General features: G+C 45.7%; 1 pseudogene. It reads left to right on the top strand.

Annotation, left to right across the window (positions count from 1 at the left end):
• Positions 1 to 2,238: pseudogene (locus N7659_RS08075) on the top strand (CshA family fibrillar surface protein C); the annotation flags it as partial.

Genomic DNA, 2,238 nt, shown 5'->3' with positions numbered 1-2,238 from the left:
TTGACGGTGAAGGAACTTATACAGTTTCCCCAGACGGTACTGTCACTTTCACTCCAGAACCAACCTTTACAGGAACAGGTACTGGCGTGACCGTTAAACGTGTTGATAAGAACGGTACAGCAGTGACTGCTAAGTACACGCCTACAGTAGAAAAAGTGACTCCAACGGGAGCAGACGCTACATCAACAGGTAAACAGGGTCAAGTTCAAAGTGGTCAACCAACCTTCACGGCCGGTGATCCACTTGTACCGATGGATGATAATGTTGCAGCCACCTTTGACGATGGTAGCACAACTAAGACTATTGACGGTGAGGGTACCTACACTGTTGCACAAGACGGTACTGTCACTTTCACTCCAGAACCAACCTTCACAGGAACAGGTACTGGCGTGATCGTTAAACGTGTTGATAAGAACGGTACAGAAGTGACCGCTAAGTACACACCAACAGTAGAAAAAGTGACTCCAACGGCACAAACAGCTGAGACTACCGGCAAACAGGGTCAAGCACAGACAACAGAAGCTAGAGCATTGTTTACCGCAGGTGATGTTACAGCTCCAATTGATTCCTCAACGATTACCTTATTGGATGTCAATAATCAGCCAGTAACCACAGTTGCAGCTATGAAAGATGGTCAAGAAGTTGGTACTTATAGTATCGATCCAGCGACAGGTGTTGTTACTTTCCAACCAAACTTAGATTTTGTTGGTACACCAGATGCTGTTAAGATTCAAGCTAAAGATAAGAATGGCACTGCAGTAGAAACAACTTATACCCCAACAGTTGAAGCAGTCACTCCAACAGGATCAGACGCTACATCAACAGGTAAACAGGGTCAAGTTCAAAGTGGTCAACCAACCTTCACGGCAGGTGACCCACTTGTACCGATGGATGATAATGTTGCAGCTACATTCGAAGATGGCAACACAACTAAGACTATTGACGGTGAGGGTACCTACACTGTTGCACAAGACGGTACTGTCACTTTCACTCCAGAACCAACCTTTACAGGAACAGGTACTGGCGTGACCGTTAAACGTGTTGATAAGAACGGTACAGCAGTGACCGCTAAGTACACACCAACAGTAGAAAAAGTGACTCCAACGGCACAAACAGCTGAGACTACCGGTAAACAGGGTCAAGCACAGACAACAGAAGCTAGAGCATTGTTTACCGCAGGTGATGTTACAGCTCCAATTGATTCCTCAACGATTACCTTATTGGATGTCAATAATCAGCCAGTAACCACAGTTGCAGCTATGAAAGATGGTCAAGAAGTTGGTACTTATAGTATTGATCCAGTGACAGGTGTTGTTACTTTCCAACCAAACTTAGATTTTGTTGGTACACCAGATGCTGTTAAAATTCAAGCTAAAGATAAGAATGGCACTTCAGTAGAAACAACTTATACCCCAACAGTAGAAAAAGTGACTCCAACAGGAGCAGACGCAACATCAACAGGTAAGCAAGGACAAGTTCAGACGGCGACACCAACATTTGTAGGTGGCGATTCGTCAGTTCCGATTGACGACACTGTTCCAGCCACCTTTGACGATGGTAGTACAACTAAGACTATTGACGGTGAAGGAACTTACACCGTTGCCCCAGATGGCACTGTAACCTTCACTCCAGAACCAACCTTCACAGGAACAGGTACAGGTGTGACCGTTAAGCGTGTTGATAAGAACGGTACAGTAGTGACAGCTAAGTATGTTCCAACAGTTGAAGCAGTCACCCCAACAGGTGAGGATGCAACATCAACAGGTAAGCAAGGACAAGTTCAGACGGCGACACCAACATTTGTAGGTGGCGACCCGTCAGTTCCGATTGACGACACTGTTCCAGCCACCTTTAAAGATGGTAGCACAGAAATGACTATTGACGGTGAGGGTACCTACAGCGTTGCCCCAGATGGTACTGTCACTTTCACTCCAGAACCAACCTTTACAGGAACAGGTACTGGCGTGATCGTTAAACGTGTTGATAAGAACGGTACAGAAGTGACCGCTAAGTACACACCAACAGTAGAAAAAGTGACTCCGACGGCACAAACAGCTGAGACTACCGGCAAACAGGGTCAAGCACAGACAACAGAAGCTAGAGCATTGTTTACCGCAGGTGATGTTACAGCTCCAATTGATTCCTCAACGATTACCTTATTGGATGTCAATAATCAGCCAGCAACAACCGTTCCAGCCATGAAAGATGGTCAAGAAGTTGGTACTTATAGTATTGATC

This window comes from Streptococcus sp. CSL10205-OR2 (assembly GCF_025660655.1).
GTDB lineage: Bacteria > Bacillota > Bacilli > Lactobacillales > Streptococcaceae > Streptococcus.
The sequence above is the reverse complement of the archived record's forward strand: the minus strand, read 5'-3'. Positions and strand labels throughout refer to the sequence as shown.